Here is a 24,800-nt window from a genome sequence, read left to right on the forward strand (position 1 = left end):
CACGCATCGCCCGCGACGAACGAAGAAGCACGAAGAACACGAACCCGCGGCGCGGCATTAGAGGGAACACGAAGCGAATGGACTTTCTCGGGGTCCCCTTTCCCGTCTTTGCGGGACAATTGCTGATCGGGCTGATCAACGGCGCCTTCTACGCGGTTCTCAGCCTCGGGCTGGCGCTGATCTTCGGCCTTCTCAACATCGTCAACTTCGCCCATGGCGCCCTCTACATGGTGGGCGCCTTCGTCGCTTTCCTGCTGCTCGACATTCTCGGCATCGGCTACTGGCCGGCGCTGATCATCTCGCCGATCATCGTCGGCTGCTTCGGGATGCTGATCGAGCGCTTTCTCCTGCGGCCCATCGCCGATCTCGACCATCTCTACGGCCTTTTGCTGACGTTCGGCCTTGCGCTCCTTCTCGAAGGCGCGTTCCGTCAGGTCTACGGCGCATCGGGCGAGACCTACGCCATTCCGGCCGCGCTGCAGGGCGGCTTCAATCTCGGCTTCATGTTCCTTCCCACCTACCGGGCCTGGGTCATCGTCGCCGCCGCCGTCGTGTGTGGCGCGACCTGGTTCCTGATCGAGCGCACACGGCTCGGGGCGACCATGCGCGCGGCGGTCGAGAACGCCGATCTCGTCCGGGCCTTCGGGGTCAACGTGCCGTTGCTCGTCACACTCACCTACGGGCTCGGCGTGGCGCTCGCGGCGTTCGCAGGCGTCCTGGCGGCCCCGATCTATTCGGTGAACCCGCTGATGGGCTCGAACATCATCATCGTCGTGTTCGCGATCGTCGTCATCGGCGGCCTCGGCTCGATCAAGGGCGCGATCCTGTCCGGCTTCATGCTGGGCGTCTTCGAGGGGCTGACGCGGGTCTATTATCCCGAAGCCTCGAACATCGTCATCTTCGTCGTCATGGCGATCGTCCTCGTCGTGCGCCCGGCGGGACTGTTTGGAAAGACGGCATGAGCGATATGAGCAAGACCGACAGCATGGCAAAACCCGCGAGCGCTGCCGGCACGGCTCCGCCGCCCAAGGCCGGCATTCTGGGCGATGTGCGCCTGTGGGCCGCCATCGGCCTCGTCGCCCTCCTGATCATGCCGCATTACGTCTATCCCGTCATGATCGCGAAGGTCCTGTGCTTCGCGCTGTTCGCGGCGGCCTTCAACCTCCTGCTCGGCTTTGCCGGGCTCCTGTCCTTCGGGCACGCCGCCTTCTTCGGCATGTCGGCCTACGTCACCGGCTACTGCCTGCAATCGCTCGGGCTGACGGCCGAGCTCGGCATCCTGGCCGGCACGGCGACCGGCGCGCTGCTCGGCCTCCTGATGGGTCTCCTCGCGATCCGCCGGCAGGGCATCTATTTCGCGATGATCACGCTCGCCCTGTCCCAGATGGTCTATTTCGTCGCGCTGCAGGCGCCCTTCACCGGCGGCGAGGACGGGCTGCAGGGCGTTCCCCGCCGTCCGCTGTTCGGCGTCGTCGACATGACGAGCAACATGAACGTCTACTATCTGACCCTCGCCATCTTCTGCCTCGGCCTCTTCATCGTCTACCGGACCGTGCATTCCCCGTTCGGCCAAGTGCTGAAATCGATCCGCGAGAACGAGCCGCGCGCGATTTCCCTCGGCTACGATGCGGACCGCTACAAGCTGATGGCCTTCGTCATCTCGGCCGCGCTCGCGGGCCTTGCCGGCTCCACCAAGGTGATGATCTTCCAGCTCGCCTCGCTCACCGACATCCAGTGGCAGATGAGCGGCGAGGTCGTTCTCATGGCGGTTCTGGGCGGCATCGGCACGATGCTGGGACCGATCGTCGGGGCGACGATCATCATCACGCTTCAGAACGAGCTCGCCCAGGTCGGCTCGGTGTCGACCATCGTCCAGGGCGCCGTCTTCGTCTTCTGCGTGCTCGCCTTCCGGCGCGGCATCGTCGGCGAGATCTCCCACTGGATTGCCCGCTGGCGCGGCAGGTCCTGAATGCGCATCATTCCTTCTTACGGCAGGGGCCCCGCACGATGACCCCGTTCGCATTCCATACGCCCCCTTCGATCGTCTTTCGCGACGGCGCGGCGCGCACTCTGGCGGAGATTGTCGGCGCGCGTCTGGGGCCCCGCATCCTCCTCGTCACCGATCCCGGTCTGCGCCGGCTCGGGCTCTGCGATCCGGCGATCGCGTCGATCAAGACCTGCGGGATCGCGGTCACGATCTTCGCCGAGGTCGAGGCCGACCCGTCCGAAGCGACCCTCGAACGGGCGGTCGCGGCAGGCCAGGAGGCGGGCGTCACCGGCGTCATCGGCATGGGCGGCGGATCGTCGCTCGACATCGCCAAGCTCGCCGCGCTGCTGCTGGGCTCCAACGAGGCGCTCGAAGAGGCCTGGGGCGTTGCCAACGCCAAAGGTCCGCGCCTGCCGCTGGTGCTCGTTCCCACCACCGCCGGCACCGGATCGGAGGTCACGCCGATCTCGATCATCACCGTCGGCGAAAACGAGAAGCGCGGCGTGTCGAGCCCTCTGATCATCCCGGACATCGCGGTTCTCGATCCCGACCTCACCCTCGGACTGCCACCGCAGATCACCGCGGCGACCGGCATCGACGCCATGGTTCACGCGATCGAGGCCTATGCCTCGGCAAGCCCGAACAACAATCCGCTCTCCCGCAATCTGGCGCGCGAGGCCCTTCGGCTGCTTGGGGCCCATATCGAGACGGCGGTGAAGGAGGGCGGCGACCGGACGGCGCGCGGCGCGATGCTTCTGGGCTCGATGCTGGCGGGACAGGCCTTCGCCAATTCTCCCGTCGCCGCGGTGCATGCCCTCGCCTATCCGATCGGCGGCATCTTCCACGTCCCGCACGGCCTGTCGAACGCCCTGGTTCTGCCGGCGGTGCTGCGCTTCAACATGCGCGAGGCCGCCGCGAGCTATGGCGAGATCGCCGCCGATGCGTTCCCGCATCTGGACGAGATCGGCACGCAGGCGCGCGGCGAGGCTTTCGCCGAAGCGTTGGAGGCCCTGCGCGAGCGGCTCGGCATGCCGACACGCCTCAGGGACGTCGACATTCCGCGCGACGCGCTCCCCCGCATGGCGTCGGAGGCGATGAAGCAGACCCGGCTTCTCGTCAACAATCCGCGCGCGGTGACGCAGTCGGACGCGCTCGCCATCTACGAGGAAGCCTGGTGACGAAGACGCCTGGCGACGAAGCCAAGAAGTGACGGGGCGCCGCCCCCGCCGCCTCGATCAGGCGGCGCGGGCCTTCCGGCTCGTCTCGGCCAGCTTCACCGTGTCCATCAGCTCGGCGATATTGTCCATCACGTGATCGCGCAGGTCCGCGCGCGCCAGCGCGAAGGCGACGTTCGCCTCGATGAAGCCCTCCTTCGAACCGCAGTCGAAGGTGCGGCCGGCGAACGGAAACGCCGAGAAGGTCTGCGTTTCCATGAGCTTCGCCATGGCGTCGGTCAGTTGGATCTCACCGCCGGCACCTGCTTCCTGGGTCTTCAGAATATCGAAGATCTCGGGCTGCAGAATGTACCGGCCCGAGATATAGGCGTTCGAGGGGGCGTCCTGCGGCGCCGGCTTCTCGACCATCGCATTGATCTCGAACCCGTCGCCGACGGCCCGCCCCTTGCCGACAATGCCGTATTTGTGGGTCTGCGACGGATCGCAGGTCTCGACGGCCACGACATTTCCGCCGCTCTTCCCGTAGAGCGACATCATCGAGGCGAGACATCCCGTCTCCGCCTGCATGATCATGTCGGGAAGGAGAAGCGCGAAGGGCTCGTCGCCCACCAGTTCGCGCGCGCACCACACCGCATGACCAAGGCCGAGGGGTGCCTGCTGCCGCGTGAAGCTCGTCGTTCCGGGGGCAGGCTGCAGTTCGTTGAGCAGCGCCAGCTGGTCCAGCTTGCGCCGCATGGCAAGCGTGTTGGACAGTTCGAGCTGGATATCGAAATAGTCCTCGATGACACCCTTGTTGCGTCCCGTGACGAAGATCAGGTGCTCGATGCCCGCCTCGCGCGCCTCGTCGACCACGTACTGGATCACCGGGCGATCGACGACCGTCAGCATCTCCTTGGGAACCGACTTCGTGGCGGGGAGAAAGCGGGTCCCGAGACCTGCGACGGGAAAGACGGCTTTGCGGACGCGACGCATGACGGTGACTCCAGAACTTCGAAAAACGGCCAAGCTCTCAATGCGGAACCCTCTGCGAAGTTCCGATCGATGGACGTGGGCCGCTTATAGAAGCAAACGGACCGATTTTGCATGACGCTGCCGGACTATCCGCAAAGACGATTAATTCTCCAGGAACAAGATTTTCCGGATTTGGACCATTCGAACGTGGCGTGAACCATCACGGACAGGTGAACGACGAATTTTCCGCTGCGGCATGCGCAGGATCCCGCCGCGCTCGACCAGCCCGACCGGACGCCTCGTTGCCCATCGAAATCGCGCCGGACGGCCCGCGATACGGGATATCGCTGGCTCCCGACGTCGACGCCGCGAACGAGAGCACAAACGCAAAAGGCCGCCTCCTTGCGGAAGCGGCCCCGTGATTTTCGAGCCGGCAGAGCCATCGACGCGCGATGAAACCCGGTCGTAAATCCTCAGACGAAACGAAGAGGCTGCTCTCCGCGCACTGTAAGATTCAAAGACCCAACCAGCTGCTGATAACCACTCGACATTGGATCACCTCCTTTCGTTTCGTTAAACACAAGGCGGAATATGCGGGCTATCCAATTGGCATGCAAGGGTAAATTTTCGGCACCAACTGGTCGTTTTCGCCGCAGGCCGGCTATGCGCCCGGGCCCGGGTCGCATGATGCCGCGTCCCGCCCGAGCCGGCGGACCTGCCTCACCTGTCCTGCGCGGACGACGCGACCGGCATCGCCCGCAAGGCGGACAGGATCTCGCGAACCCTCCTGCGTGCGGGCTCGAGGCCCTGCGCGGTGTCGATGACGAAATCGGCCCGCGCGCGCTTTTGCGCGTCCGGAAGCTGTGAGGCGAGAATGGCGTCGAATGCCGCCTCGCTCATGCCGGGCCGGGCAAGGACACGGGCACGCTGCACGGCTGGCGGCGCCGAGACGACGAGCACCTTGTCGCAGCGCGTCTCCGCGCCGGTCTCGAAAAGCAGGGGAATGTCGAGAACGACCATGTCGGCGCCCGACCTGCGGGCCGCGTCGATGAACGTTTCCTCTTCCTCGCGCACCAGCGGATGGACGATCGCCTCGAGCCGCCGCATCGCCTCGCGATTTCCCACGACGGCCGCCCCGAGGCGGCGGCGGTCGACGACGCCTGCGGTCACCGTGCCGGGAAACGCAGCTTCGATCAGTGGCGCGGCAAGCCCCGCATAGAGCCGGTGCACCGCCGCGTCCGCCGAATGGACCGGCACGCCTTCGTCCGCGAACATCTCAGCCGTGGTGGACTTGCCCATGCCGATGGAGCCGGTGAGCCCGAGAACGATCATCGCGCCGGCATCCGGGCCGTCATGGCGAGACGCCGAGGTCGCGCAGCACGAGCGTGCGCAGTTCCTCCGTCACGTCCGGCCGTGCCCCGAACCAGCGTTCGAAGCCCGGCACGGCCTGATGAAGGAGCATGCCCAGCCCGTCGCAATGCCGCAGCCCGGCCTTCTCGGCGCCGAGAAGCGTCGGCGTCATCAGAGGCGAGTAGACGATGTCCGTCACCATCGCGTCCGGCTTCATCATGGATAGATCGGGCAGCTTGACGGGAAACCAGTCGGGCACCTCCGGGTCCTTTTCGGGAACCGGGGCCGTGTTGACCAGAAGATCGGCGATCGCCAACAGATCGTCGCGCTCGTCCTCGCCGTGGGCCGAAAGCTTCGGTCCGAAATCGCGGACGAGATTTTCCGCGCGCGAAACGGTGCGGTTGACGACGAAGACATGGCCCACCCCGCGCTCGAGAAGCGCGTGTATGACCGCGCGGGCCGCGCCCCCCGCGCCGATGACGACGGCATTCCCGGCCTTGTCCCAGCCTTCGAGCCGTTCGTCGAGATTGGCGGCGAAGCCGTAGGCGTCCGTGTTGCCGCCGACCATGACGCCGTCCTCGAACCAGATCGTGTTGACGGCGCCGATCGCCTCGGCCGCGCCATCGCGCCGTTCGACCCCCCGGAAGGCGGCCTCCTTGTGCGGGATCGTGACATTGCCGCCGGCGAAACCGCCGTCACGCAGGGCATCCAGAAACGCCGCGAACTCCTCCGGCGGAATGCCTTGCCGGATGTAGGCGCCGTCGATCCCAAGCGTCTTCAGCCAGTGGCCGTGGACGAGCGGGGAGCGCGAATGCCAGACCGGCCAGCCGGTGATGAAGGCCTTGGGACCTTCGACCTTCGGCTTGTTCAGATTGGGGTCGAACACCGAATTGTCGCCGCGCACGCGGGCCTCGCCGCTCACATAGGGCTTCGGCGTCCATTCGGCGTCACGCTCGGAAATCGTCTTGCCGCCCGATCCCGCCTTCGTTTCGTCAACCATCGATTTCACCCCGGGCTCGCAGTTCCTTCAGAAGCGGCAGCAACGGCAGGCCGATGATGGTGAAATAGTCCCCGTCGATCGCCTCCATCAGCTGGATGCCCTCCCGCTCGATCTGGTAGCCGCCGACGCTCGTCAGGGCCTTCTGGCCGGCATGGGCGAGATAGCGGCCGATGAAGCCGGGATCGAGCTTGCGCATGGTCAGCGCGGCGATCGATGTATGGCGCCAGATGACCGCGCCGTCGAGAACCAGAACGACCGCGCTGTTGAGATGGTGGGTCTGGCCGGACAGGCTCAGAAGCGCACGGCGCGCCTCTTCCATGTTGGCCGGCTTGTGAAACACCTGGTCGCCCAGCGACAGGGTCTGGTCCGCGCCGATGACGAGGTGGCCGGGATGGCGTTCCGACACGTCCACCGCCTTTGCTTCGGCGAGAATCTGCGCGATCTCGTCGGGGGAAACGCCGCTGCCCTTCAGCGGCGCCTCGACATCGCGCTCGTCGATGTCGGAGGCTTCGGCGGTAAAGTCGACTCCCGCATTCTTCAAAAGTTCGCGGCGATGGACGCTCGACGATGCGAGCACGATGCCTTTCGACATGGGATGGTTTCCTTCCCCAAAATCTTTGCCGGTCGTTTCGCGGTGCCGACCGGTCGTTCTCAAGCGGTTCGGCCGATCCCTGCGAACCGGCGGGCGTCGAAGTCCCCTCGATCGCGGCACGGACCCGCAGACGCCGGCCGGCCGGTTCGATCGGGCGGCGCCCGTTCCTCGTTTCGCTTGTCCCGATTTTCTGAAGAAGGCGCAAGGGGCGGCTTCACCCTTGCATTCCCTTCTGATTTCCTGCGCCATGTTCGATAGACGGGATCATGACACGCGGCGCGGTGCGCCGTTGGCGACGAAGGAATGGCAGGAATGGCGGACGGGTCTGGGGCAAACGGGGTCTACGATTTCTGGATCGATCGCGGCGGCACGTTCACCGACGTCATCGCGAAAGCGCCGGACGGCACGCTGAGCCCGCTCAAGCTCCTGTCGGAGAACCCGGACGCCTACGACGATGCGGCGCTGGAAGGCATCCGGCGCGCCCTCGGGCTTGCGGCGAGCGACGCGATCCCGCCCGGACGCGTCGGCACGGTGCGGATGGGAACGACGGTCGCCACCAACGCACTGCTGGAGCGCAAGGGCGACCGCACGCTTCTTCTCATCACGCGCGGCTTTCGCGATGCGCTGAAGATCGCCTATCAGGCCCGGCCCGACATCTTCGCCAAGGAGATCCTCTTGCCCGAGCAGCTCTACGAGCGGGTGGCGGAGATCCCGGAGCGGGTGCTGGCCGACGGGACCGTCGAGACCGGCTTCGACGAGGCCGCGGCGCGCGAAGCGCTCGGTGCGGCGAAGGCCGACGGCATCGACGCGGTGGCGATCTGCTTCATGCACTCCTGGCGCTACCCCGCGCACGAGAAACGGGCCAGGGCGCTGGCCGAGGAAGCGGGATTCAGCCAAGTCTCCACCGGCCACGAGGTCTCGCCGCTGGTCAAGCTCGTCGGCCGCGGCGATACGGCGGTCGTCGACGCCTATCTCACGCCGATCCTGCGCCGCTACGTCGACAAGGTCGCCTCGGCGCTCGGCGCCCAGACCGGGGACGACACGGCGCCCTCGCTCCAGTTCATGATGTCGTCGGGCGGGCTGACGGCGGCCGAAATGTTCGACGGCAAGGATGCGATTCTGTCCGGCCCGGCCGGCGGCGTCGTCGGCATGGCGGAGACCGGAAAGGCGGCCGGCTTCGAGAAGATCATCGGCTTCGACATGGGCGGCACGTCCACCGACGTCACCCACTATGCCGGAAGCTTCGAGCGGGCACTGGATTCGGAAGTTGCGGGCGTGCGCATCCGCGCGCCGATGATGCGCATTCACACGGTTGCGGCGGGGGGCGGCTCGATCCTTGCCCTCGATCAGGGACGCTTTCAGGTGGGGCCCGCCTCCGCGGGCGCAAATCCCGGCCCCGCCGCCTACGGCAAGGGCGGCCCGCTCACCGTGACGGACGCCAACGTCATGCTGGGCAAGCTGCAGCCCCATCTCTTTCCCGCCGTCTTCGGCCGGAACCAGGACCAGCCCCTCGACGCGGGCGCGGTTCGGGAGAAGTTCGAGGCGTTGCGTCGCCAGATCGGCGGCCAGCGCAGCCTCGAGGAGATCGCCGAAGGCTTCCTCACCATCGCCGTCGAGAACATGGCGAACGCGGTGAAGAAGATCTCCGTCCAGCGTGGCTACGACGTCTCGACCTACCTCCTGAATTCGTTCGGCGGTGCCGGCGGCCAGCATGCCTGCCTCGTCGCCGACGCGCTGGCGATGGAAACGGTTCTGATCCATCCGATGTCCGGGCTCCTGTCCGCCTACGGCATCGGGCTCTCCTCGCTCTTCGCCAGCCGCTCGCAGGCGCTGGTGGCAGAGCTCGGCGTGCCCGCCCGCGGCCAGATCGACGCGCTCGAACAGCGCCTCACCGAAGCAGCGACGGCGGAGCTGACGAGCCAGGGCCTCGGCACCGATCGCATTGCCGTCCGGACGATCCTGCAGCTTCGCTACGACGGCACGGACACGACGCTTCCCGTGGTCTGGACGAAGGACTTCGATGCGGCGCGCCAGGCGTTCGAGGCCGCCCACCGCGCCCAGTTCGGCTTTGTCTATGACGGGCGTGCGATCACGGTGGAGACGGTTTCGCTGGAAGCCTCCGAACTGCGCGATGCCGAGGAGACGCGCCCCCGCGAGGCCGCATCCGGCAACGCTGCGCGATCGTCGGAGACGATCGCGATCTTCACCGGGGGCACGTGGCGCGACGCCGGCGTCTACCGCTCGGACGAACTCGGGGCGACGACCAGCCTCGCCGGTCCCGCCCTGATCATCGAGCCGAACCAGACCATCGTCGTGGAACCGGGATGGCGCGCCGAAAAGACGGAAGGCGGCGACATCCTGATGCGGCGCACCGAAAAGAAGCCGCGGCTGGCCGCCCTCGGCACGGGCACCGGGTCCGGCGAGGACGGCGCGGACCCCATCCTTCTGGAGGTCTTCAACAATCTCTTCATGTCGATCGCCGAACAGATGGGCGTCACGCTGCAGAACACCGCCTCCTCGGTCAACATCAAGGAGCGGCTGGACTTTTCCTGCGCCGTCTTCGACGCCTCCGGCGCGCTCGTCGCCAACGCGCCGCACATGCCGGTGCATCTGGGCTCCATGGACCGTTCGGTGGAAGCGATCATCAAGGCGAACGAGGGCCGGATCCGCCCCGGTGACGTCTATGCGCTGAACGCGCCCTACAATGGCGGCACCCATTTGCCGGACATCACGGTGGTGACGCCCGTCTTCGACGCCGACAAAACGGCCATCCTGTTCTACGTCGCCTCGCGCGGCCACCATGCCGATGTCGGCGGCATCGCGCCGGGCTCGATGACGCCGCGCGCGACGCGGGTCGACGAGGAAGGCGTCCTGTTCGACAATCTGAAGCTCGTCTCGGAAGGCGTGTTCCAGGAGGAGACCGTGCGCGCCGTCCTCACCGACCACCCCTATCCGGCGCGCAATCCCAACCAGAACATCGCCGACCTGAAAGCCCAGATCGCCGCCAACGAGAAGGGCGTGGCGGAACTGCGCCGCATGGTCGAGAATTTCGGGCTTGGAACGGTCGAGGCCTATATGGGCCATGTCCAGGACAATGCGGCGGAAGCCGTGCGCGAGCTGATCGCGCAGCTCGACGATTGCGCATGCGACTATCCGACCGACACCGGCCAGACGATTCGCGTCAAGATCACGATCGACAAGGCGAAGCGCACGGCGACGGTCGACTTCACCGGCACCTCGGCCAGCACCGACAACAATTTCAACGCGCCCGAGCCGGTCACCCGCGCCGCCGTCCTCTATGCGTTCCGGGTGATGGTCGAAAAGCCGATCCCGATGAATGCCGGCTGCCTGAGACCCGTCGAGATCGTGGTGCCGGACGGTTCGATGCTGAAGCCGGTCTATCCGGCGGCGGTGGTCGCCGGCAATGTCGAGACCTCCCAGCACGTCACCAATGCCCTCTTCCAGGCATTCGGCGCGCTGTCCAACCATCAGGGCACGATGAACAACCTGACCTATGGCAATGCGACCCATCAATATTACGAGACGATCTGCGCCGGCTCGCCCGCCGGCCGGATGAACGACGGCACGAGCTTCGCGGGCACGTCCGGCGTCCATTGCCACATGACGAATTCCCGCCTGACGGACCCGGAAATCCTCGAAATGCGCTATCCGGTGGTGCTGGAGGATTTCCATATCCGCAGCGGCTCCGGCGGGGACGGCGCCCGGCGCGGCGGGGACGGCACGCAACGCACCGTCCGGTTCCTGGAAAGGATGGATTGCGCCATTCTCTCCTCCCACCGCACCCGCCCGCCCGAGGGGATCGAAGGCGGCGGACCAGGCGAGAAGGGCGCGACCTTCGTCCGCCGCCTTTCGGGCGAGATGGAAGAGCTGCGCCCCTGCGACCAGACGGTGGTCGAGGCCGGCGAGGCGGTGATCGTGCGAACGCCGACATCCGGCGGTTTCGGCAAGGCGACCTGAAGGACAAAGGACGCGGCTCCCATGAGCGACGGCAAACTGCGGTGGGCGATCATCGGCACCGGGCATATCGCGCGCAAATTCGCCTCCGATCTTCGGTTCTCGAAAACCGGGCGCCTTGCGGCCGTCGGCTCCCGTCGGGCCGCGCGCGCCACGGCCTTCGCCGAGGCGATGGGCGGCGGCGTCACCGGCGGCGAGACGGCCGCCGTCCTCGGCCGCGACGACGTGGATGTGGTCTATGTCGCAACGCCCAATGGCGACCATGTGAACGTCGCGCTTCAGGTGATCGCGGCGGGCAAGCCGGTTCTCATCGAAAAGCCCGTCGCGGTTTCTGCGGACGAGGCCCGCACGATCCGCGAGGCGGCTGCGGCAGCCGAGCTGCTGGCAATGGAAGCGATGTGGATCCTCTTCACGCCGGGAATCGTGCGTCTGCGCAGCCTCCTTGCCGAAGGCCGCATTGGCGACCCGTCGAATTTCAACGCAAGCCTTTCCTATGCGCGGCCCTACCGCGAGGGCGACAAGCTGTTCGATCCCCGGTCGGGCGGCGCGCTTCTCGATCTCGGCGTCTATCCGATCGCGCTCGCCCAGAACCTTTTCGGCGCGCCGGACGACACATCCGGCATCGCGCAGAGGCTCGGCAATGGCAGCGTTCGGCAGGCGGCTCTCTCTTTGCGGTTCGCAGACAGATTGGCCACGATTGCCTGCGGCTTCGAGGCCGAGGGGCCGAACCAGGCGGTGGTCATGGGCACCCGCGGCTTCATCACGACGAAGGGGCCGCTGCTTTGCCCGCCCGCCCTCGCGATCCGGGCGAAATCTCCCCCCGGCCCTTATGTTCCCGCAGACGACGGGCAGGTCGAACCGCTGGAGAAACCTTCACGCCTGGCTGCCCTGTCGAACCTTCGCAAGCTCGCCTCCGCCTACCGCGAACGACTGGTGATGACCCCGTTCGTCGGGACCGGGCTGCAATATCAGGCCGACCATTTCGCCGAATGCCTGCGAGACGGACTGACGGAAAGTCCGGTTCATCCGATGGCGGCGAGCGAGGCCGTGCTGAGAACGATCGAGGTTGTCGGAAGGCGGGGCTGAGGGGACGCTGTCTGAGGTGGTGCTTGAGTATCGGATCGGCGGGGCATTCGACGGGCGATCGCTGGCATTCCGGATCCTCGGGACGGGGCCCGAGGATGACGACCTTGGGCGGGTGATGGGGCTTGATCACGCCGCTCGGTCCACGCTGTTCTGTCAAACTGCGCGGCCAAAGCCAGGAGCCAGGAGCCAGGAGCCAGGAGCCAGGAGCCAGGAGCCAGGAGCCAGGAGCCAGGAGCCAGGAGCCAGGAGCCAGGAAAAGCGCCTGAAGTCACGGAAAGAATCGAGCCTTTCCGTCCTCCTCGGGCGCCGACCCGAGGATCCGGCCATGGCGGCGTCAAAACCGCTCCGAACGCGTTGAGCACCAATCCTGCAAAACGGCCGGCTCAAGACCGAGCCCCCTTCACCTCGCCCGCGCAAAACTCGACTTCGGCCTATAGGGCATCGGCGTCCTGTCCGCGTTCTGGATCATCAGGGCCAGTTCGGTGACGTGCAGCGCAAAATCCGCGCCGAATTCGAGTGGTTTGCCCGCCTTTGCCGCGGCCGCGATGGCGGCGGGACCACGCGAGAAATCCATCTTCGAGTTCGTGGCCGGCAGCTTGCCGCCCGACCGCTCCGTCTTGACGCGAGCGCCGAACCAGTGGCGCGCGGGAAGCTTCGCCTGCAGCCGTTTCAGCACCTTGCCGAGGATCGCCGGCGTACTGTTCCAGTGCCCGAGGACATCGCGCCGATAGATCGGCGAACGATAGTCCCAGCCGTCGGAGACCGAGAGCATGCCGTTCGTGCCGACGACGTGGAACGAGCGGTCCTTGGGCGCGGCCAGCCCGCAGGTCAGGCGCGCGGTCACGCCGTTCTCGAACGTCATCACGGCGACGGAGAAATCGTTGGCCAGGGTCTCGGGCGCCTGCCCCGTGCCCTTGTCGGGAAAGGTCAGCGCGGCGAACGCCGTCAGCTGGCGGACGGGGCCGAAGAACGCGCAAAGCCAGGTGAGATAGTAGCCCGCATGTTCGAGGGTCGCGCCGATCTCGAACTCGTGCGCGGCAGGCCAGGGCGCGCCGGACGGGCTTCGCCACAGATGGTAGCGATCGCGAAACACCATCGCGTCCTCCATCTCGGCATAGACGAGCCTCGGCTCGCCGATCGCGCCGGATCTGATTTCGGCATCGAGCGACCGCGCCGCCTCGCCGAGATGGGAACAGGGCGCGGCCGCCAGCATCAGCGCCTTTTCCCGCGACAGTGCGACCAGCGCCTCGGCATCGGCGAGCGTCATGGCCAGCGGCTTTTCCGAATAGACGTGATGGCCGGCCTCGAGCGCGGCCCGGCTGATCTCGTAGTGACTTTCCGGCGTCGTCAGATTGAGGACGAGTTCTAGACCGGGGGCTTCAAGCAGCGCCTCGAAGCTCTCGAACATCGGGACCTTGAAATGGGCGGTGAACCGCTGCGCGGCCGCCGGATCGCGGTCGTAGGCGCCGATCAGCTCGAGGTCGGGATGGTTGGCGAGCGTCAGCATGTAATAGTCGGCCACATAGCCGCAGCCGACGATCGCAATTTTCATGAAAGGTCCTTCACGCTTCCGGGCGCCCCCAAGTTTAATCGGACGCGTTGAAGAAAGCGTGAAGTCTTGATCGGTCGAACGGTGAGAGGGGGGCGCCCCGGTCGCGCCGCCCTCAGGCTTCAGGCCCCCATCGGATAGTTCGGGCTTTCGCGGGTGATCGTCACGTCGTGGGCGTGGCTTTCCTTGAGGCCGGCGTTCGAGATGCGCACGAACTCGGCCTTGTTGCGGAAATCCTCGAGATTCTTTGCCCCGACATAGCCCATGGCCGCGCGAAGGCCGCCGGTGAGCTGATGCAGCACCTGCGAGACCGGGCCCTTGTAGGCGACCTGGCCCTCGATGCCTTCGGGCACGAGCTTCAATTCGTCGCGCACCTCGGCCTGAAAATAGCGGTCGGCCGAACCGCGCGCCATCGCGCTGACCGAACCCATGCCGCGATAGGCCTTGAAGGAGCGACCCTGGTAGAGATAGACCTCGCCCGGGCTTTCGTCCGTGCCGGCCAGCAGCGAGCCGACCATGACGCCGGCCGCGCCCGCCGCGAGCGCCTTGGCCAGATCGCCGGAGAACTTGATGCCGCCGTCGGCGATCACCGGAACGCCCTGCTTGGCCGCTTCTTCGGCCGCGCCCAGAACCGCGGCGAGCTGCGGCATGCCGACGCCGGCCACGATGCGCGTGGTGCAGATCGAGCCCGGTCCGATACCCACCTTCACACCGTCCGCACCCGCATCGATCAGCGCCCTGGTGCCTGCGGGCGTCGCCACGTTGCCGGCGATGATCTGGACGCTGTTCGACAGCTTCTTGACGCGGGTGACCATATCGAGCACCCGCTGGGAATGGCCGTGCGCGGTGTCGATGACGAGAAGGTCGATGCCGGCATCGATCAGCCGCTCGGCCCGCTCGAAGCCGTCTTCGCCGACGCTCGTTGCGGCCGCCGCGAGCAGCCGGCCCTGCGAATCCTTGGCCGCCTGCGGGTTGAGCTGGGACTTCTCCATGTCCTTGACCGTGATCAGGCCGATGCAATAGCCGGCCGCGTCCGTGACGAGGAGTTTCTCGATCCGGTGATGGTGGAGGAGCCGCTTGGCCTCGTCCTGCGTCACGTTCTCGTTGACCGTCACGAGGTTCTCGTGGGTCATCAGCTGGTGGACCGGCTCGCGGTCGTCGGAAGCGAACCGCACGTCCCGGTTCGTCAGGATGCCGACGAGCTTGCCGCGCGCGGCCCCGTCGTCATTGCCCTTGTCGACCACGGGGATGCCGGAGATGCGGTGGCGGGCCATCAAGGCGCGGGCGTCGCCGAGGGTCTCGTCGGGCCCGATCGTCACCGGATTGACGACCATGCCGCTCTCGAACTTCTTGACCTGACGCACCTGTTCGGCCTGCTCGCTTGGCGTCAGATTCCTGTGGATGACACCGATGCCGCCGGCCTGGGCCACGGCGATCGCGAGACCCGATTCGGTCACCGTGTCCATGGCCGCCGAAAGAATGGGGATGTTCAGCGCGATTTCGCGGGTGATCCGCGTCTTCACATCGACCTCGCCGGGCATCACTTCCGAGTGGCCGGGAAGAAGCAGGACGTCGTCGAATGTGAGAGCGGTGCCGCCTGAAGCGGTTTCGATGATGCGGGCCATGCCAGTCCTTTCGAAGTACCCATGACCGCCCCGCGGGCGACCCGCGTGCGGTGCAAAAGGATGGCGCTGACGGCTAGCACGCCTCCATGTCGTTTGGAAGATCGCCGCGAACGCGAAAGCTCGGACGCTCCGCTTGGAAAGCGTGCCGCGCGCATCGTTCAAAAGGTCGGCCGGCTGCGTCGGGCGGACCGTTCTCTGCGCCTAGCCATCGCCGCGCGGCTTCGCTAACAGGGACGAAACCTTCATGCGCCCATCGTTGGGCGGACGCGGCCTCGCCCGGCGACAAGGAACAGGATCTCCATGGCTGAATACGACCTTCTGTGCATCGGCAACGCCATCGTCGATGTGATCTCCCCGTGCGAGGAGGAGTTCCTCGTGGAGAACGCGATCCAGAAAGGCGGCATGACGCTGATCGATACGGAACGGGCCGAGGCGCTTTATGCCGCGATGTCGCCGGGCACCGAGGCTTCGGGCGGCAGCGCCGCCAACACCATCGCCTGCTTCGCCAGCCTCGGCGGCAAGGGCGCCTTCATCGGCAAGGTCGCGGACGACCAGCTCGGCACGATCTTCAACCACGACATCCACGCCACCGGGATCACGTTCGAGACCGCGCCGAACGCCGGCGACGGCGCACCGACGGCGCGCTGCCTGATCCTCGTGACCCCGGACGGCGAGCGATCCATGAACACCTTCCTCGGCGCCTGCACGGAACTTGGGCCGCAGGACATCGACGAAGACCTCGTGAAGGCGTCCAAGGTCACCTATTTCGAGGGCTATCTCTGGGATCCGCCCAAGGCCAAGGAAGCCATCGTCAAGGCGGCGCACGCGGCGCATGCGGCGGGCCGCCAGGTCGCGATGACCCTGTCGGACGATTTCTGCGTCGCGCGCTACCGCAACGAATTTCTCGATCTTCTGCGCTCGGGCACCGTCGATATCGTCTTCGCCAACGAAACCGAGGCCCTGGCCCTCTACGAGACCGACAATCTCGACGAGGCGCTCGACCGGCTCGGCCGCGACGCGCCCAAGCTCGCCATCGTCACCCGCGGCGAGAAAGGCTGCATCATCGTCGAGGGTCAGGCGCGCACCGTCGTTCCCGCGAGCCCGGTCGACAAGGTGGTGGACGCGACGGGCGCGGGCGACGCCTTCGCCGGCGGCTATCTGATGGGTCATATCGCCGGCATGCCGCGCGAGATCTGCGGACGCCTCGCGGTGGAATCGGCCGCTCACGTCATCGCGAAGATCGGCGCGCGCCCGCAGAGGCCCCTGAAGGATCTTCCCGCGATCGCGGAGATCCTCGCCAGCTGATCTACGCCCACCGGTCATCCTCGCGGCGTCCTGACAATGCCCGATCGCCGGACGAATGGCCCGTCATCGTTTCGACGTTTCCGTGAAGCACCTGAGCCGGCACGACTTGCGACACGCCGCGTCCCGATGGGCTCGGCCGAAGCGCCCACGGGCTTCGTCGCGGCATTGAGAAACGAGGCGGATCATGAACGTCATGAAGATTTTGCGGGTTCTGTCGCGGACCGCGCTGGCTTGCGGCGCGCTTGCCGCGGCGGGTGGACCGGCCGTTGGGCAACCGGCTGCCAAGACCCTTTTTTCCGAGGCCAGCACGCCGGCCCCGTTGCCCGCCGAAAGCCTCGGCTTCTACTCCAAGGGGTGCCTTGCCGGCGCGGTGCAACTGCCGGCCGACGCGGACGCCTTCCAGGCGATGCGGCTTTCGCGCGACCGGCGCTGGGGCCATCCGGTGATGGTGGACTATCTCGAAAGGTTCGCCAGCGAGGTGAAGCGTCGGGGCATCTGGCCGGGCGTTCTCTTCGGCGACATCTCCATGGTGCGCGGCGGGCCGATGCCGTCTGGGCATTCCTCCCACCAGATCGGCCTCGATGCCGATGTCTGGCTGCGGCCGATGCCGCGGGAGCGGCTGAGCACGCAGGCGCGCGAGGATTTCCCCTTCCGCTCCGTCCTGAAGGAGGGCGGCGTCACCGCCGACGACCGGATCTGGGACGACAGCTACCGCGAGCTCATCAAGCTGGCGGCGAGCGACGCGAAGGTCCAGCGCATCCTCGTCCATCCGGGCATCAAGAAGAAGCTCTGCGAGACGGCGGGCGGCGACCGGGACTGGCTCAACAAGGTGCGTCCCTATTACGGGCACGACAGCCATTTCCACATCCGCCTCTTCTGCCAGGAGGGATCGCCGAACTGCGAACCCCAGCGCTCGACCGGCAAGGGCGACGGCTGCGGCGATCTCGACTACTGGTTCGACGTGGCGCTGCAGCCGCCGCCGCCTGATGCCAAGCCCTACAAGAAGAAGCCGGATCTGACGATGGCGGACCTTCCGGCCAGTTGCCGCAAGGTTCTGACCATCGGCGAAGGCGGCGGCGAGGCGCTGGCCGCCATGGCCACCCCTCCTGGCGACGTGCCGCGCCCCAGGCCCCGCCCGGCGCGCTGAACGGGGCCGCCGCGCCGGCCGGCCTTGATCCCCGGCGTTTCCGGCCTGCCCGCGAAGATTGCACCTTCGCCATGCCCGATCTTCGCCGCGCCCGCTTTGCCTTTGCCGGCGGCGCGGCTAAGTGTCGGGGAGGCGAATCCGGAGGGGAAGACAGACCAATGGCAGCACGGCGTCAGCCCGACACGTTTCTGAAGTTCCCGATCCTGATCGGCGACATCGGCGGCACCAACGCACGGTTCGCGATCCTCAAGGACGCGTTCGCCGAGCCGAAATTCTTCGAGACGGCCGAGACCGAGACATTCCGGACCATCGACGAAGCGATCCAGGTCCACGTTCTCGACCAGACCTCGATCCAGCCCAAGAGCGCCGTTCTGGCGATCGCCGGCCCCATCGACGGCGACGAAATCGACCTGACGAACTGCCATTGGGTGATCCATCCTCGGCGGATGATCGCCGAACTCGGCCTCGACGAAGTGGTCGTCATCAATGATTTCGAAGCCCAGGCGCTCGCCATCTCCTCGCTCGGCGACGGCGCGCGCGAGGAGATCGGGCGCGGCGTCCACCGCGAGGGCGCCAGCCGCGCCGTGCTCGGGCCCGGCACCGGTCTCGGGGTCGCGGGCCTCGTGCGGGCACGCAACATGTGGATTCCGGTCGCGGGCGAAGGCGGCCATATCGATCTGGGCGCGCGGACCGATCGCGACCGGATGATCTGGCCTCACCTGAAGACGATCGAGGGGCGCGTTTCAGGCGAGCAGATCCTGTGCGGGCGCGGTCTCGTCAACCTCTACCAGGCGATCTGCAAGGCCGACGGCGAGACGCCCCGCTTCACCAAACCCGCAGAGATCACCCAGGCGACCGAGACCGGCGGCGACGCTCACGCGCGCGAGGCGATCGACCTCTTCTCGATCTATCTCGGCCGGCTCGCCGGCGACATCGCGCTGGTCTTCATCGCCCGCGGCGGCGTCTACATCGCGGGCGGCATCTTCAAGCGGATCCTGCCGCTGATCGACCGGACACGGATGCGCGAGGCTTTCGAGGACAAGGCGCCGCATTCGGCGCTGATGCGGGAAATCCCGCTCTACGTCATCACGGAAGAGCAGCCGGCGCTGGCCGGTCTTGCCGCCTTCGCCCGCTCGCCGCGCTTCTTCGGTCTCGAGACGACCGGCCGTCACTGGAAGAGGTGAGAGCCGGCCCATGCTGCCTTGGATTCATCTTGCGAGCGCGCCCGCCCCGGACGGCGAGACGTTGAGGCTCCTGCGGCGGGGAGACGAGTTCTCGATCCAGATCTCGCAAGGCAACGAGCTGATGAACAGCCGCCTCGGCGGCTCGGAAGAGGCGCTCGCGACGCTCGCCCTGGCAAGACTGGGAGGGTGCAAGGCCCCCCGGGTGCTGATCGGCGGGCTCGGCATGGGCTTCACGCTTCGCGCAGCGCTCGACTGCACGAACGCGGACGCCCGTATCACCGTCAGCGAGATCGTGCCGGCGCTTTGCGACTGGGCGCGCGGCGACATGGCGGCGGTGTTCGGCACCTGCCTCGACGATCCGCGCGTGCGCATCGAGATCGGCGATGTCGTCCGACATATCGGCGAGGCGGAAGCCGGCTACGACGCGATCCTCCTCGACGTGGACAATGGCCCGGACGGCCTCACCCGCGAGGGCAACGACGCGCTCTATTCGCTCGCGGGCCTCGGGGCCGCGCGCCGGGCGCTGAAGCCGGGCGGCGTCCTCGCCGTCTGGTCGGCCCATGGCGATGCGGGTTTCACCCGGCGGCTTTCGGCGGCGGGTTTTTCGACATCCGTCGAGACCGTTCGCGCCGGGCGGACCAGACGCGGCGCCAAGCACACGATCTGGCTCGCCGCGAAACCGCGGTGACAAGAGCCCGGCCGCAACCGCCGGGCGATCGAGTGTCGCAAGACCTCGCCGCGCGGCATCGTCAGGCCCCTGCGGCGTGTTACGGGAGAAGGCCCGTCAGGCCGCTCCCCCCATGCGGTTGTAGGCGTCGAGAGCGGCGATCTTGTAGGCTTCCGCGAGCGTTGGATAGTTGAAGGTGTTCTCGACGAAATAATCGAGCGTGCCCTTGAGGTTCAGCACCGCTTGGCCGATGTGGATCAGCTCGGTGGCGCCCTCGCCGACGATGTGACAGCCCAGAAGCCGGCGCGTCTTCAGGGAAAACAGCATTTTCAGCATGCCGTTGTCGATGCCCATGATGTGACCGCGCGAGGTTTCGCGAAGCCGCGCGACACCCACCTCGTAGGCGATGTCGCGGTCCTGCACTTCCTTTTCCGTCATGCCGACCGTCGAGATCTCCGGCACCGAATAGATGCCGTAGGGAAAGAACTCCGGCGGCTGATGGGTCGGCGCCTCGAGCGCGTGGCAGGCCGCGATGCGCCCCTGTTCCATGGAGGTGGAGGCAAGGCTCGGAAAGCCGATCACGTCGCCGGCGGCGTAGATGTGCGGCACTTCGGTCTGCAGCGTCTTCGGATTGACGGAAAGCCGCCCGCGATGATCGGCCGTCAGCCCGCAGGCATCGAGATTGAGGGTTGCCGTCGAGCCGATGCGCCCGGCCGCGAACAGGACCATCTGCGAGCGCACGGTGCGCCCGCCCTCGAAGCGGATCTCGCAACCATCGCCGATGCGCGAGACCGCCGTCACCTTCTGGCCGAACCGCATGGCCATGCCGCGGTCGCGCAGATCGTAGGTGAAATCATCGAGAATGTCGGCGTCGATGAAGTCGAGCATGGTGTGACGCGGCTCGACCAGCGTCACCTTCACGTCGAGCGCGTTGAAGATCGAGGCATATTCGACGCCGATGACGCCGGCCCCGATCACCGCCATGGAGCGCGGCAGTTCGGGAAGGTCCAGGATCTCGTCGCTGTCGAAGACATGGGTGCCGTCGAAGGGAACGTAGTCGGGGCGGAACGGCTGTGTGCCGACCGCGATCATGAACCTGTCGGCGGTGAACGTCCTGATGTCGCCGTCGTCGCCGGCGACCTCGACGGTGTGGCGATCGAGAAACCGCCCTTCGCCGCGCAGGATCGACACCTTGTTGCGGGCGAACTGGTGTTCGAGCACTTCGATCTCGTGATTCAGCGTCTTGTGCAGCCGCTCGCGCAGATCGTGCGCGGTGATATCCTTCTTTACCCGATAGGAGCGACCGTAAAAGCCGCGCTCGCGCCAGCCGGACAGGTTCAGGGCGGTCTCGCGGATGGTCTTGGACGGGATGGTTCCGGTATGCACCGACACGCCGCCGACGCGGCGTCCGCGCTCGACGACGAGGACGCTCCGATTGAGCTTGGCGGCCTGGATCGCGGCACGCCGGCCCGACGGCCCCGAGCCGATGACCAGAAGATCGAAATGGTTCAATGCACTTCCCTCGAGCTTCGATGAACGACGCCTCCCGCCACTCGCTTGTTCGACGGGAAAGGCCGAATTACACGGCGAAGGGCCCTTGAACCTTGACGCCCCATTGCCACCGGAAGCTCTGGGCCTTACCTCGGCTGTCAAACAGGCGGCCCGCACGAAGGATGGTGTCCATGTCTCTCAAAGTCGCGGTTCAGATGGACCATGTCTCCTCGATCTCGATCCGGGGCGACTCGACCTTCGCGATCGGCATCGAAGCGCAACGGCGCGGATACGAACTCTGGCACTACACCCCCGACCGGCTCTCCATGCGCGGCGCCACCGTGACCGCACGGGCCGAGAAGATGGAACTGCGCGAGAGCGAGGGCGATCATTTCACCCTGCGGGCGACCGAAACGATCGACCTTGCCGAGATGGACGTCGTGCTCCTGCGGCAGGACCCGCCGTTCGACATGGCCTACATCACCTCGACCCACATGCTGGAGCGGGTGCACCCCGGAACCCTCGTCGTCAACGACCCGGCCTCGGTGCGCAATGCGCCCGAAAAGATCTTCGTGACGGAATTTCCCGACCTGATGCCGGAAACCCTGATCACCCGGGATCCGGAAGCGGTGAAGGCGTTCCGCGCCGAATTCGGCGAGATGATCATGAAGCCGCTCTACGGCAATGGCGGCGCCGGCGTGTTCCACGTCACCCGGGACGACAAGAACCTTTCATCCTTCGTCGAGATGTTCGGCCAGCTCTCCCGCGAGCCCTTCATCTGCCAGCGCTACCTGCCCGATGTCAGGCAGGGCGACAAGCGCATCATCCTCGTCGATGGCGAGATCGCGGGGGCGATCAACCGGGTTCCGGCCGAAACCGACACCCGCTCCAACATGCATGTGGGCGGCAAGGCCGTGGCGACGCAGCTGACGGAGCGCGAGCGCGAGATCTGCGCCCGGATCGCGCCGGCACTGAAGGAACGGGGCCTGATCTTCGTCGGCATCGACGTGATCGGCGACATGATGACCGAGATCAACGTCACCTCCCCGACCGGCATTCGGGAGGTCAAGCGCTTCGGCGGCAACGATATCGCCGCTCTGTTGTGGGACGCGATCGAGAACCGGCTGGGCTGAGACGCGAGCCGGGCAGCGCGCGCGTGTCGGCCCTGTCGATTTGCGACGGCCGCGATGCCCGCGAACGCGGAAACACGTTCAGGTCCCGGGTGGGTGTGAAGCCGGGAACGATCTGAAGGCGAGACCGTCTGCCGGTGGTCCCGCGTTCTTTTCGTTCTTGTTTTATTCCCGCAATCATGCTTACCTTGAGTGGCAATTGATCGACCCTTGGCATGGAAACGGGTCGCCTCGGTCAGGGGAAGCTCGCCATGGTCGCGCGCGTCAGGACGGTCGCATTTCAGGGTATCGAGGCGCGGCCCGTCGATGTTCAGGTGATGGTCGCGCCCGGCAAGATGGGGATCCAGATCGTCGGACTGCCGGACAAGGCGGTCGCCGAAAGCCGCGAACGGGTTCAGGCCGCCCTTCATGCCTCGGGCCTGTCCATGCCGCCCAAGCGGGTCACCGTCAACCTGGCGCCCGCCGACCTGCCCAAGGAGGGCAGCCACTACGATCTGCCGATCGCCCTCGCCCTCATGGCGGCGCTCGGCGCTCTACCGGCGGACGCGGTGGCCGACTACATGGTCCTCGGCGAACTCTCGCTCGACGGCGCCATCACCTCCGTCACCGGTGTGTTGCCTGCTGCCATGGGGGCGAACGGCCTCGGCCTCGGTCTCATCTGCCCGGCGGAATGCGGGCCGGAGGCCGCCTGGGCGGACCCCGACATGCCGATCATCGCCGCAAGGAGCCTGATCCAGATCGCGAACCATTTTCGCGGAACCCAGGTCGTCGCCCGTCCCGAACCGGCCGTCCGGGCGCTGCCCGCCAACGTGCCGGATCTTGCCGAGATCAAGGGCCAGATCGTCGCCAAGCGCGCCCTCGAGATCGCGGCGGCCGGAGGGCACAATCTCCTGATGGTGTGTGCTATATAACCTGATCCCTTCTGGCGTTCATCAGGTGTGACAATGCCCTTAGCCTACAGCTACATTCGCTTCAGCACTCCTGACCAACTTGCAGGAGACAGCCTTCGACGGCAAACAGATGCTACCTCAGATTATTGTAGTCGAAAGGGCCTACAGTTAGCCGAAGAAAACTATGCTGATCTTGGCGTTTCAGGCTTCTCTGGAAAGAACCTACAGGAGGGTTACGGCCTAAACGCCTTCCTAGAGGCTGTTAAATCAGGAGCAATTCCTTCCGGTTCGTATCTACTTATCGAGGCTCTAGACAGACTTACGCGCCTCAATCCCCTTGATGCTCTCGATCTCCTCCGTCGCATTTTAGAGAGCGGGGTAAATGTGGTCACGCTACAGGACGAACGGGAATACACGCATTCATCCCTCATGGGGGATATGTCGCAACTCATGATGTCCCTGATGTCTTTGTTCGTAGGACACGAAGAATCCAAGCGAAAGAGTCTGCGACTCTCTCAGGTTTGGGATCAGAAGAGGAAAAACGCCGACACGAAGATTGCACTACCGTTCTGGCTTACACGCGGAGAAAATGGCCAGCTCGTTGAAATAGCTAAGGAAGCAAAAGTCGTGCGCTTGATTTTTGCACTTGCTGTTGACGAGGGCTTGGGTGCGAGAGCCATAGCCCGGCATCTCAATGATCATCGATATCTGCCACCACGAGGGACCCGCTGGCAACATAGCTCCGTGGCGAGAATCCTCCAGAACCAATCTGTGATCGGAGTTTATCAGCCTCATCAGGGTTCTAGGGGCGTGAACCGGAAGCCGATAGGACAGCCAATAAAGGATTTCTATCCAATGGTCGTGGATGAGCTTTCATTCATCAAAGCCAACCGGACTAGACGTTCCTCAGGCCCAAAACCAGCAGCGACGGGACCTCGAAATCTGTTCTCCAGCTTAGCGTACTGTTCATGCGGCTCTTCGCTACATTTCAAACGGTTGTCCATCAGGGACAAAGAAGACCGATTAGTTTGCGCTGTTCGTTGCGGCGAACCGTCATTGAAGTACGGAATCACTGAAGCACTTTTCATCAATGGTTTCAGCGAGTTGCTAGATCAGATACACAATCGTAGCTCTGATAATTCGAAAGACATCGCAGAGATAGAGCTTGCCATCGAGAGTAAGAGAAAAGCCATTACAAACATCGTTGCTGCAATTGAGCAGGGCCTTGAAATCCCCGATCTTATTCAGAGGGCAAAGGCGCTCCAGGTAGAGGAGCAAGAACTTCAGGCTACTATTGATGAAATGCGTGTCAGTCAGTCCACATTTTCAGGCTCCAAAAATCCGATTGTGGATTTCTGGATGGAGGCAAACAATCCGATCTACAGGAGAAGGCTCTCAGCGGAACTGACACGATGGGTAGAGCGAATTGACCTCTGCAATAAGGAAACCCCGCGCTCCTTTGCGGTCCATCTGAAACCTGCAATTCGCTCACGGCTTTACGAGGATGCGTCGGGACGTGAAGCTCAGCATGACGGGGTTGTGAAGGTCGCGGTGGAATTCTGACTGCAACGAGTCTTCAGAAGGTATACGCAATGCCCGTATTGAGCGCTTAGATCGATCCCGCACCCATGAATGTTCGATAAACGACGAACCGGCGCAATCTGCCTTCAACAGACAGGCCATCCAAAATCCATTG

The 24,800-nt window shown here is 65.5% G+C and carries 18 protein-coding genes and 1 pseudogene; 12 read left to right on the plus strand and 7 right to left on the minus strand.

Annotation, left to right across the window (positions count from 1 at the left end):
- Nucleotides 1-77: 77 nt before the first annotated feature.
- From U0C82_RS02525 to U0C82_RS02535, 3 genes are read left to right on the plus strand one after another with little or no spacing between them, the layout of a single operon-like run.
- Nucleotides 78-962 carry a branched-chain amino acid ABC transporter permease gene (locus U0C82_RS02525; RefSeq protein WP_322185475.1) on the plus strand — a complete coding sequence of 295 codons (885 nt, stop codon included), beginning with the start codon at nucleotides 78-80 and terminating at the stop codon, nucleotides 960-962.
- Nucleotides 959-1,969: a branched-chain amino acid ABC transporter permease gene (locus U0C82_RS02530; protein ID WP_322185476.1), complete on the plus strand. Its 1,011-nt coding sequence runs from the start codon at nucleotides 959-961 to the stop codon at nucleotides 1,967-1,969. The genes U0C82_RS02525 and U0C82_RS02530 overlap by 4 nt, the downstream gene beginning before the upstream one ends.
- A gap of 38 nt (nucleotides 1,970-2,007) precedes the next feature.
- On the plus strand, nucleotides 2,008-3,165 hold the full coding sequence (locus U0C82_RS02535; protein ID WP_322185477.1) for an iron-containing alcohol dehydrogenase: 1,158 nt from the start codon (nucleotides 2,008-2,010) through the stop codon (nucleotides 3,163-3,165).
- A 57-nt stretch (nucleotides 3,166-3,222) separates the two neighbouring features.
- On the opposite strand, the gene galU is transcribed toward U0C82_RS02535, so the two are convergent.
- The 4 genes from galU to U0C82_RS02555 form a co-directional block, all read right to left on the minus strand.
- On the minus strand, nucleotides 3,223-4,134 hold the full coding sequence (gene galU / locus U0C82_RS02540) for a UTP--glucose-1-phosphate uridylyltransferase GalU (RefSeq protein WP_322185478.1): 912 nt from the start codon (nucleotides 4,132-4,134) through the stop codon (nucleotides 3,223-3,225).
- A gap of 699 nt (nucleotides 4,135-4,833) precedes the next feature.
- A complete protein-coding gene (coaE, locus tag U0C82_RS02545; protein WP_322185479.1) occupies nucleotides 4,834-5,445 on the minus strand; it encodes a dephospho-CoA kinase in 612 nt (203 codons plus the stop codon).
- A gap of 19 nt (nucleotides 5,446-5,464) precedes the next feature.
- Nucleotides 5,465-6,463, minus strand: coding sequence for a shikimate dehydrogenase (locus U0C82_RS02550; RefSeq protein ID WP_322185480.1), 999 nt, complete (start codon nucleotides 6,461-6,463; stop codon nucleotides 5,465-5,467).
- Nucleotides 6,456-7,055, minus strand: coding sequence for a Maf-like protein (locus tag U0C82_RS02555; protein WP_322185481.1), 600 nt, complete (start codon nucleotides 7,053-7,055; stop codon nucleotides 6,456-6,458). Before U0C82_RS02555 ends, U0C82_RS02550 begins: the two co-directional genes overlap by 8 nt.
- Nucleotides 7,056-7,367: 312 nt before the next feature.
- Between U0C82_RS02555 and U0C82_RS02560 the strand changes: the two genes are divergently transcribed.
- Both U0C82_RS02560 and U0C82_RS02565 read left to right on the plus strand, forming a co-directional pair.
- Nucleotides 7,368-11,033, plus strand: coding sequence for a hydantoinase B/oxoprolinase family protein (locus U0C82_RS02560; RefSeq protein ID WP_416186606.1), 3,666 nt, complete (start codon nucleotides 7,368-7,370; stop codon nucleotides 11,031-11,033).
- 21 nt (nucleotides 11,034-11,054) lie between these two features.
- The gene (locus tag U0C82_RS02565; RefSeq protein ID WP_322185483.1) at nucleotides 11,055-12,116 is read left to right on the plus strand and encodes a Gfo/Idh/MocA family protein; all 1,062 of its coding nucleotides are present in this window, start codon (nucleotides 11,055-11,057) and stop codon (nucleotides 12,114-12,116) included.
- A 400-nt stretch (nucleotides 12,117-12,516) separates the two neighbouring features.
- Here the strand turns inward: U0C82_RS02565 and U0C82_RS02570 are convergent, their stop codons facing one another.
- Nucleotides 12,517-13,668 carry a Gfo/Idh/MocA family protein gene (locus tag U0C82_RS02570; protein WP_322185484.1) on the minus strand — a complete coding sequence of 384 codons (1,152 nt, stop codon included), beginning with the start codon at nucleotides 13,666-13,668 and terminating at the stop codon, nucleotides 12,517-12,519.
- Between the two features lie 119 nt (nucleotides 13,669-13,787).
- A complete protein-coding gene (guaB, locus tag U0C82_RS02575) occupies nucleotides 13,788-15,290 on the minus strand; it encodes an IMP dehydrogenase (protein ID WP_322185485.1) in 1,503 nt (500 codons plus the stop codon).
- 300 nt (nucleotides 15,291-15,590) lie between these two features.
- On the opposite strand from guaB, the gene U0C82_RS02580 reads away from it, so the two are divergent.
- From U0C82_RS02580 to U0C82_RS02595, 4 genes are all read left to right on the plus strand, one after another.
- Nucleotides 15,591-16,595 carry an adenosine kinase gene (locus U0C82_RS02580; protein ID WP_322185486.1) on the plus strand — a complete coding sequence of 335 codons (1,005 nt, stop codon included), beginning with the start codon at nucleotides 15,591-15,593 and terminating at the stop codon, nucleotides 16,593-16,595.
- Between the two features lie 184 nt (nucleotides 16,596-16,779).
- Nucleotides 16,780-17,742 (plus strand): penicillin-insensitive murein endopeptidase, encoded by a 963-nt coding sequence (mepA, locus tag U0C82_RS02585; RefSeq protein ID WP_322185487.1) that lies wholly within the window; start codon nucleotides 16,780-16,782, stop codon nucleotides 17,740-17,742.
- Between the two features lie 158 nt (nucleotides 17,743-17,900).
- Nucleotides 17,901-18,926 (plus strand): glucokinase, encoded by a 1,026-nt coding sequence (locus U0C82_RS02590; RefSeq protein WP_322185488.1) that lies wholly within the window; start codon nucleotides 17,901-17,903, stop codon nucleotides 18,924-18,926.
- A 10-nt stretch (nucleotides 18,927-18,936) separates the two neighbouring features.
- Nucleotides 18,937-19,614 carry a spermidine synthase gene (locus tag U0C82_RS02595; protein WP_322185489.1) on the plus strand — a complete coding sequence of 226 codons (678 nt, stop codon included), beginning with the start codon at nucleotides 18,937-18,939 and terminating at the stop codon, nucleotides 19,612-19,614.
- 96 nt (nucleotides 19,615-19,710) lie between these two features.
- Here U0C82_RS02595 and sthA read toward each other — a convergent pair whose 3' ends face one another.
- On the minus strand, nucleotides 19,711-21,105 hold the full coding sequence (gene sthA / locus U0C82_RS02600; protein WP_322185490.1) for a Si-specific NAD(P)(+) transhydrogenase: 1,395 nt from the start codon (nucleotides 21,103-21,105) through the stop codon (nucleotides 19,711-19,713).
- Between the two features lie 170 nt (nucleotides 21,106-21,275).
- Here sthA and gshB point away from each other — a divergent pair, with 170 nt between their 5' ends.
- The 3 genes and pseudogenes from gshB (at nucleotide 21,276) to U0C82_RS02615 (ending at nucleotide 24,667) form a co-directional block, all read left to right on the plus strand.
- Complete coding sequence (gshB, locus tag U0C82_RS02605) at nucleotides 21,276-22,217, plus strand: glutathione synthase (protein ID WP_322185491.1); 942 nt, start codon at nucleotides 21,276-21,278, stop codon at nucleotides 22,215-22,217.
- Nucleotides 22,218-22,465: 248 nt separating this feature from the next.
- Nucleotides 22,466-23,113 (plus strand): annotated as a pseudogene (locus U0C82_RS02610) (magnesium chelatase domain-containing protein); the annotation flags it as partial.
- Nucleotides 23,114-23,158: 45 nt separating this feature from the next.
- A complete protein-coding gene (locus U0C82_RS02615; protein ID WP_322185492.1) occupies nucleotides 23,159-24,667 on the plus strand; it encodes a recombinase family protein in 1,509 nt (502 codons plus the stop codon).
- Nucleotides 24,668-24,800: the final 133 nt, after the last annotated feature.

The organism is Fulvimarina uroteuthidis, assembly GCF_034321785.1.
Taxonomy (GTDB): domain Bacteria; phylum Pseudomonadota; class Alphaproteobacteria; order Rhizobiales; family Rhizobiaceae; genus Fulvimarina; species Fulvimarina uroteuthidis.